Here is a 7,628-nt window from a genome sequence, read left to right as displayed (position 1 = left end):
GAGTTAGTGTAACTAGATATGTAAAGTTTTGTATTAGGATTCAACATTTCTGATTAATTTATAATTATTAATTCATAATTAAAAAGACTCTACAGCAGCCCCCAATGAATTAAAAATTCATTGGTCAACAGGATAGTGGATAGTTTAGGACTTACCATTGATAGCGCAACGGTAGCAAGTTTGGAAGCGTCTTGAAATTATGAATTCTTAATTATGAATTATTTCAGCTTTCACATATCTACTCTATCTAACAACAGATGTAAGGCGGAGAATATTTCTCTTTAATACACTATCAATCAACTGAATCTTTAGGAGAATATTAATGTTAGATATTGATGAAATGAGTTCAAAAGAAATACATGAACTACTACACCAAGTAGGATACGGTCATCTTGGCTGCGTACACGAAGGCAAACCCTACGTGATGCCAATGTATTATTATCTTGAAGAAGAGGACATCTACCTGTTTACAACGGTCGGCATGAAGACTCACGACATAGATGCGAATCCAGAAATCTGCCTACAGGTTGAAGAAATTCACGGGCCCCTTCATTGGCGCAGCGTGATTGTGAATGGTCGAGCCTCACGCCTCACCGAGCATTCAGACATCGATCGCGCAATGCACTTGATCAAAGAGCGCAATACAACGCTCTCACCTGCGATCAATCGAACTTGGATTGATGCTGAGGGACGTTCAGAAGCGATCGCAATCTACCGCATCCACGAGAGTGAGATAAGTGGACGAACCACTGATGGAGTTAGCAGTCAGTGAAAATTTTTTACACAGCACTCGTTACGGGCTAAACCCTAGCTATCCGGTAACAGCACTCAGAACTGTCTCGGTGAAGAAGCGAGTTTGGAAGTGAATCAGGATAAACGTTTATACTACCTCACGAGTTCTTCAAGTTTGGTATTTAATATCAAGTTGAATTGCTCTGTTTTTGTGTTTCATAGGAAAAAGCGAGATTATGGTTTCCACCGTCGATCTCAATACCGTGGATGGCTTATCTGAGCTTGACGCGATCGCTCGGCTCAAAGACGAAGGCTACAATGAACTCCCCTCATCTCGCTCTCGCAGTATTTTATCGTTCGCTTGGGAAACCGTTCAAGATCCGATCTTTCTCTTGCTAGTCGGTGGTGGTATCATTTATTGGATTTTAGGCGATCTACAGGAAGCCCTGATTTTGCTAGGTTTCGTCTTCTTCATCACCGGAATTAGCCTTTACCAGGAAGGTAAGACGGAACACGCCCTAGAAGCCTTGCGCGATCTTTCTAGTCCTCGCGCCTTGGTGATTCGGGATGGAGAGCGAAAACGAATTGCAGGGCGAGAAGTCGTTCGGGGAGATGTCTTGGTGTTGGCAGAAGGCGATCGCGTTCCTGCCGATGCAATGGTACTATCATGCTCAAATTTTTCAACTGATGAATCGTTACTCACTGGGGAATCCCTACCCGTTCGCAAAGTTGCTGCCGCCGGTACCGTGAAAATGGCGCGTCCAGGGGGAGATGAGTTGCCCTTTGTATATTCTGGAACCTTGGTAGTTCAAGGACAGGGAATTGCTCAAGTCCAAGCAGTGGGCGCTCAAACAGAGATGGGCAAGATTGGTAACGCTTTGCAAAAAGTCAAGCCGGAACCGACTCCCCTACAACAAGAAATGACTCGGTTGGTGAGCCGTCTGTTTGGCATCGCTTTATTGTTGTGTGTGGCAATCGTTGTTATTTATGGAATCACGCGAGGAGATTGGCTCAAAGGATTTCTCGCAGGTATTACCCTAGCAATGGCAATTTTGCCAAACGAATTTCCGGTTGTCGTGACGATTTTCTTAGCCTTGGGAGCCTGGCGAATTTCTCAGAAACACGTTTTAGCTCGTCGCGCTTCCGCCGTGGAAACCTTGGGTTCTGCAACGGTTCTGTGTGTCGATAAAACCGGGACGCTGACGCTGAATCAGATGGCTGTGCAACAGCTATTTGCATATAACCATGCAGAAAACCCTCACCCATATAATTTGGAATTGCATTTACGAGAGTCTCTCCCCGAAACGGTTCATGAATTAGTCGAGTTCTGCATTCTGGCAAGCCAAAGAGATCCTTTTGATCCAATGGAGAAAGCATTTAAGGAATTAGGCGATCGCTATCTCGCACATACTGAACATCTGCATGACGATTGGATACTGTTGCGAGAATATCCGCTCTCACCGCATCTACTAGCAATGTCTCACGTTTGGCAGTCAGCCGATGGCCAGCAGTATGAAATTGCAGCCAAAGGAGCGCCGGAAGCGATCGCGGATCTCTGTCATTTCACGCCCCAACAGCAGAGAATTATGGCAACCCAAATCAGTGAAATGGCAAATCAAGGATTGCGTGTGTTAGGCGTTGCCAAAGCCTCTCTTGTTGATGCGCCACCGCCATTTTTACCGCCTCATCCGTCCCTTAATCCAAATCATTTACCCGATGAGCAACATGACTTTCCTTTTCAATTTATCGGCTTAGTTGGACTGTCTGATCCAGTGCGTCCAAACGTTGCGGCGGCAATTCAAGAATGTTATACCGCAGGTATTCGAGTAGTTATGATTACGGGTGATTATCCTGGAACGGCTCAAACTATTGCCCGTCAGATTGGATTGATGCAAATGGGAGCCATTCTGACGGGAGCAGAATTGGATCTGATGAGTGACGTTGAACTCGAACAACGTATTCAAAGTACAAATATCTTTGCACGAGCCGTTCCCGAACAAAAATTGCGCTTAGTTAATGCTTTGAAAGCCAAGGGTGAAGTCGTTGCTATGACTGGGGATGGTGTGAATGATGCCCCGGCTCTCAAATCTGCTCAAATCGGGATTGCGATGGGACAGCGAGGCACAGATGTTGCCCGTGAGTCGGCGGCTTTAGTGTTATTGGATGATGATTTTTCGTCCATTGTGCAAGCGGTGAAATTGGGACGGCGAATTTTTGATAATCTCCGTAAAGCAATGGCATATCTGCTAGCGATTCACATCCCGATCGCTGGGATGTCTTTGATTCCAGTGTTGTTTAAGCTACCGTTAGTATTACTTCCCGTTCACGTTGCCTTTCTACATTTGATTATCGATCCAGCTTGCTCCATCGTTTTAGAAGCCGAACCCGCAGAAGCAACGGTGATGCAGCGTCCTCCCCGCAACCCCAAAGAACCATTATTTGGCCGGAAAACTTTGGGTTTGGCAGTACTGCAAGGGGTGGGGATTTTGGTAATTGTTCTCGTCATCTTTATAGTTGCACTATATCGCAGACAAGGCGAACTTGATGCCCGTGCCTTAACGTTTACGACGTTGATTTTGGCAAATTTATTCCTAATTTTGAGTGAAAGTTCTTCATCTCGCCTCAGCTTAAAAATCTTGAAATCTCCCAATAATGCCCTTTGGTGGGTGATTGGTGGGGGACTGGCTTTTCTAGCGATCGTCTTGTATGTTCCCTTCTTGCGTCAATTGTTTAGCTTCTCCTTTTTACACCCAATCGACTTAGCAATTTGTTTAGGCGGTGGGGCGATCGCTCTGCTTTGGTTTGAACAGTTAAAGTTTCTCAATCGACCCCAAAAAGTTATTCAATCTAAATCAAAAAAACATATCCAAGAAAATCTATAAATGATTTACTATCCTTTGATTTTGATACTGTTGTTTGTTGGCCCAGCGCTTTCATCGATTGCAATTTGGCGATCGCTTTCAATTCGTTGGCACTTTGTTTTGCTTGGCATAATCATCTTCTACGGGATTTTACCCCTCCTACTAACTTGGGGAGGAATGGGTTTAGCTGAACGCTTTGGTTGTCAGTCAGAAGCGATCATCTTTCGTTGTCCTAACCCTTCCTGGCTGGGAGAACTAGTTACAGGGATGTTCTTTGCCCACTGGCTGGCGATTTTTACCATCCCATCGGCTATTTTGGGTTCTATAGGACTGATTAGTTCTTTAATTGTAAAACTTAATCCATCACGCACAAAAGTAAATACTTCAGGGAAAACAACAATACCTTTTTACCGTAGTCGTCGCCACAAAGTAATTTCAGGAGTGTGTGCAGCAATTGCACAGCGATGGAAACTGCCAGTTCAAGGAGTACGGATTGTCACAGTTGCTTTAGCAGTCGTCATCCCTGGACTTGTTTGGTTACTGTACGTTTGGCTTTGGTTGGCGTTACCATTGGAGCCGCCAATCGAATCCCATTTGGTTGGTTTTAAATAATCTGCTTCGACGGCGACACATTTAACAATAATCAAAATTTCGATGACTACGACTGTCCACGTTGGTTATAGGGTAACTTTGCTAGTAAAGCAGCCATCGCACAGGTATTTGATACCCCAGCAAACACTAGCCCCGCGCCGACAAAGCCGCTAAGAATTAGAAACCAAGGCGATACAAATGCTCCTAGAATTGTACCGACAAAAACAAGTGAACCAGCAACAATTTGTACTTGCCGAAACATACTAATGGGGGCATTTATATTAATCTGAGTGGCATAGCCCGACTGCTTCCAAGCATTTAGCCCACCTTCCAGATTAATTACTGTTTCTACACCATTGGTTAAGAGTTTCTTAGCAGCTTGAGCAGATCGATTTCCAGTCTGGCAGCACAGCACTAGGCTTTTGCCTGTTTCAACGGGAATCTGGTTAATATCAAATTGAGACAATGGAACAGATTTAGCTCCATGAATCCTTTCTGCGGCGTATTCTGAAGGCTCCCGTACATCTACTAATATCGCTTGGTTATGGTCTAGCCACTGCTTGAGTGTCTCAGCCTTGATTGATTGCAGATGAGTAGAAAGTTGGTTTGTCATAAATAGTCTTTCCTAAAAATTAAACTGTTCTTCAAGCAAAAATATCTAAATAGAATATCCACTACTACACCACCCAATTAATAGAGCATCTCCTGTGAATAGGTGGGTGCTATTGACTAGATATTGCTATCTGGTTATCGGGTTTATTTAACTACTTTAATATGTCATAACATAACAATATAGGGTTATATGAATATTTTCAATGTAATTTTTCCATCTTAATTTACTGAGCGCGATCGCAGATTAATAACGATTCATATCGGATGCCGACATAAATCGTTGGTTCCGTAGGATAAATACTACTTACGCTGCACTATTCATCATCATTTGGGTAACAATCTTTTGCACAATTTGCACCCCTGTCACAGCTTGCCAGCCAAACAATCCCAGCAGAGTGAGGTTCAGCGAAATGTGGATGCTGCGAACCCAGTCATGCTTCTGCATAAAGGGAACCAACGCAGCAGAAGTGGAAATCAACCCCACCATCCCTAAGCCAGCAAACAGATGAGGGCCAATCACAATCTTGCCACTGTTGAGGTAGGTGACAGTAATTCCCCCGATCGCACCCATTACCATCAGCGCCAGGAGGATAGAGCCAATTTGGTGATGCCGGATGGCGAACCGACCTTTGACCAATTCTTTCTTGATATCTCCGTCTGCCAGCCTCGTCCGTCGAACTTGCACACCCAAGTACATGGCATAGAGCGCAACGACCAGCAAGATCCACATAGTAACAGGGTGAAAAAAGCTGAGATAAGGCTTGAGAGCCGCTAAACTTTCCGAACTCATAATAGGTATTTCCAAATTAGCTATAGAGAATTAATCACAAAAAAAGTATGGCATCCTGTTGTTTGAAATCATGTTTGAATACTGGATAAACTGTATGAATTGTACTAGAAACATATAAATGCTGATATTAAAAATTCCCAGCTATTTAGGGGTTATAATTAAAGAGAAGATAAGAAAAAAATTGCAATCCCTTGAGAGTTGCTTCTCGCATAATTGCACCAAGGGTTTTCTAAGGGTTTCGCAGCCCATTCAAGATTTTCCCAAGGGTTTTGTAGCCCATTCAATATTGGAGATGACAGTTCTGAAAACGAATGTTGGTTCGTTAGATCGCCTGATCCGTCTGTTGTTGGCTTCGGCGTTGTTTTATCTAGGACTTTTCCCTTACAGCAGTACAGGATTGGGTATTGGTCTTATCGTTGCAGGTAGCGTATTGCTGGTGACAGCTTTAGTAGGATTTTGCGGTCTTTATAGCCTCCCGGGAATTCATACCAGCCATACCAACGAGCAACTTTAACTTTAAAGGGATTCACTCATCAACTTTATAAGGAGATCCATAATGGATACTAGTATTCCAATCGAAAGTCCATCCCTATCAAGACGGCAACTACTCAACTTTATTACCGGAGCAACTGTTGCTGCTACAGCTGGTGCTGCGCTCTATCCTGCTGGCAAATTCTTTATTGCTCGAGGCGAAAAAACGGGAGCAGGGGGTGCTATTCTTGCTAAAGATATTCTAGGGAAACAAATCCCCGCCTCGCAAATTCTGGCTGAACCGCCCCAAAGCCGCGCCCTGGTTGCAGGTTTGGCAGGAGAACCCACTTATCTGATTGTCAAAGAAGATCGCACCCTGGATCATATTGGGCTTGTCGATAACTGCACTCACCTCGGTTGTACCTTCCCCTGGAACGCCCTAGATCAGCAGTTTCAATGTCCCTGTCATGGTTCCCGTTATGCCCCAGATGGGGCGGTGGTGCGTGGCCCGGCTTCTCTACCGCTCAAGATTGTCCAGGTTGCAGTGATCGATAACAGCATTTTAATCTCGCCGTGGACGGAAACTGATCCTCGCACTGGAAAGAAACCCTGGTGGGTCTAAGGATGAAGTGATATGGAACCGATTCGTATTTTTTACTTTTCCGATGTTCTCTGCGTTTGGGCTTATATTGCTCAGATTCGTTTGGATGAGTTGAAAACAACCTTTGAAGACAAGATTGCCATCGCACAGCACTTTGTCCCTGTTTTTGGTGTTGCTCGTGAAAAACTGGAAAACCGATGGCGCGATCGCGGTGGTTTGCAAGGATACAGCGATCATGTCCAGGAGGTTGCAAAAAAGTTCGATCACATAACCGTTCATTCTGATATTTGGACTAACGTTACACCACCTTCATCGACATCCTGTCATTTATTTCTCCATGCTATTCAACTACTAGAAACGAAGGGTTTAGTAGAGCGAAATCAACAGGTATTTGAAAAAACAACCTGGGCATTTCGGGAGGCGTTTTTTACCCAACTGGCAGATGTTTCTGACCGCAAGGTGCAATTTGGAATTGCGGAGGAATTAAGACTGCCGATCGCTGCTATCGAAGCTCAGATCGATAGTGGTGAGGCTTATGCCGAGCTATCCCAGGATTTTGAATTAGTCAAAGAGCATACAGTTACAGTCAGCCCCACCCTGATTTTTAATGAAGGACGGCAGAGACTCAATGGCAATGTGGGCTATCGGGTTATCGAAGCCAATATTCGGGAGTTACTGCACAATCCTTCGGGAGAACAATCTTGGTGTTAGGGATATTGCGTTACAGCAGATTGCGCTCTAATCGAGTACACGTAGAGACGTAGTACTGCTACGCCTCTACAAGGTTTTGGGTTTTATATATGTACTTCATTTACCTGAAATCTGCTGTAATTGAAAGCTGCGATCGCAATCAAAATGCACCCATGAAAAAACCACTTTTATTTGATAAACGCTTATAGCGTTCAAAACAATGAGATCGAAGCTATACGGTTTGGTTGTGTGTTTAACAGCTTTGAGCCTGTTCACAGGC

General features: G+C 44.3%; 8 protein-coding genes. 6 read left to right on the top strand and 2 right to left on the bottom strand.

What is annotated here, in order from left to right:
* Window positions 1–322 precede the first annotated feature (322 nt).
* The 3 genes from ABF638_RS35970 to ABF638_RS35960 all read left to right on the top strand — a co-directional run bounded on the left by ABF638_RS35970 (window position 323) and on the right by ABF638_RS35960 (window position 4,205).
* Window positions 323–772: a pyridoxamine 5'-phosphate oxidase family protein gene (locus ABF638_RS35970; protein ID WP_335103554.1), complete on the top strand. Its 450-nt coding sequence runs from the start codon at window positions 323–325 to the stop codon at window positions 770–772.
* A gap of 196 nt (window positions 773–968) precedes the next feature.
* On the top strand, window positions 969–3,614 hold the full coding sequence (locus ABF638_RS35965) for a cation-translocating P-type ATPase (protein WP_435027549.1): 2,646 nt from the start codon (window positions 969–971) through the stop codon (window positions 3,612–3,614).
* Complete coding sequence (locus ABF638_RS35960; protein WP_435027548.1) at window positions 3,615–4,205, top strand: PspC domain-containing protein; 591 nt, start codon at window positions 3,615–3,617, stop codon at window positions 4,203–4,205. It begins immediately after the preceding gene.
* A 46-nt stretch (window positions 4,206–4,251) separates the two neighbouring features.
* Here the strand turns inward: ABF638_RS35960 and ABF638_RS35955 are convergent, their stop codons facing one another.
* Both ABF638_RS35955 and ABF638_RS35950 read right to left on the bottom strand, forming a co-directional pair.
* Window positions 4,252–4,797: a rhodanese-like domain-containing protein gene (locus ABF638_RS35955; RefSeq protein WP_435027547.1), complete on the bottom strand. Its 546-nt coding sequence runs from the start codon at window positions 4,795–4,797 to the stop codon at window positions 4,252–4,254.
* 303 nt (window positions 4,798–5,100) lie between these two features.
* Complete coding sequence (locus ABF638_RS35950; protein WP_435027546.1) at window positions 5,101–5,586, bottom strand: DUF4079 domain-containing protein; 486 nt, start codon at window positions 5,584–5,586, stop codon at window positions 5,101–5,103.
* Window positions 5,587–5,878: 292 nt separating this feature from the next.
* Between ABF638_RS35950 and ABF638_RS35945 the strand changes: the two genes are divergently transcribed.
* From ABF638_RS35945 to ABF638_RS35935, 3 genes are read left to right on the top strand one after another with little or no spacing between them, the layout of a single operon-like run.
* Window positions 5,879–6,100: a YgaP family membrane protein gene (locus ABF638_RS35945; RefSeq protein ID WP_435027545.1), complete on the top strand. Its 222-nt coding sequence runs from the start codon at window positions 5,879–5,881 to the stop codon at window positions 6,098–6,100.
* Between the two features lie 42 nt (window positions 6,101–6,142).
* Window positions 6,143–6,679 (top strand): cytochrome b6-f complex iron-sulfur subunit, encoded by a 537-nt coding sequence (gene petC, locus ABF638_RS35940; RefSeq protein ID WP_435027544.1) that lies wholly within the window; start codon window positions 6,143–6,145, stop codon window positions 6,677–6,679.
* 12 nt (window positions 6,680–6,691) lie between these two features.
* Window positions 6,692–7,369 carry a DsbA family oxidoreductase gene (locus tag ABF638_RS35935; RefSeq protein WP_435027543.1) on the top strand — a complete coding sequence of 226 codons (678 nt, stop codon included), beginning with the start codon at window positions 6,692–6,694 and terminating at the stop codon, window positions 7,367–7,369.
* Window positions 7,370–7,628 lie beyond the last annotated feature (259 nt).

This window comes from Nostoc sp. CALU 1950 (assembly GCF_051172895.1).
Taxonomy (GTDB): Bacteria; Cyanobacteriota; Cyanobacteriia; order Cyanobacteriales; family Nostocaceae; genus Nostoc; species Nostoc edaphicum_A.
This window is presented reverse-complemented; position numbering and strand designations above follow the sequence as displayed.

What these genes read in the sequence shown, in the direction of transcription:
- ABF638_RS35945 (WP_435027545.1), top strand. Translation starts at nt 5,879, where the DNA reads ATGACAGTTCTGAAAACGAATGTTGGTTCGTTAGATCGCCTGATCCGT.
- ABF638_RS35935 (WP_435027543.1), top strand. Translation starts at nt 6,692, where the DNA reads ATGGAACCGATTCGTATTTTTTACTTTTCCGATGTTCTCTGCGTTTGG.
- ABF638_RS35950 (WP_435027546.1), bottom strand. Translation starts at nt 5,586, where the DNA reads ATGAGTTCGGAAAGTTTAGCGGCTCTCAAGCCTTATCTCAGCTTTTTT.
- ABF638_RS35955 (WP_435027547.1), bottom strand. Translation starts at nt 4,797, where the DNA reads ATGACAAACCAACTTTCTACTCATCTGCAATCAATCAAGGCTGAGACA.
- ABF638_RS35960 (WP_435027548.1), top strand. Translation starts at nt 3,615, where the DNA reads ATGATTTACTATCCTTTGATTTTGATACTGTTGTTTGTTGGCCCAGCG.
- ABF638_RS35970 (WP_335103554.1), top strand. Translation starts at nt 323, where the DNA reads ATGTTAGATATTGATGAAATGAGTTCAAAAGAAATACATGAACTACTA.
- ABF638_RS35965 (WP_435027549.1), top strand. Translation starts at nt 969, where the DNA reads ATGGTTTCCACCGTCGATCTCAATACCGTGGATGGCTTATCTGAGCTT.
- petC (WP_435027544.1), top strand. Translation starts at nt 6,143, where the DNA reads ATGGATACTAGTATTCCAATCGAAAGTCCATCCCTATCAAGACGGCAA.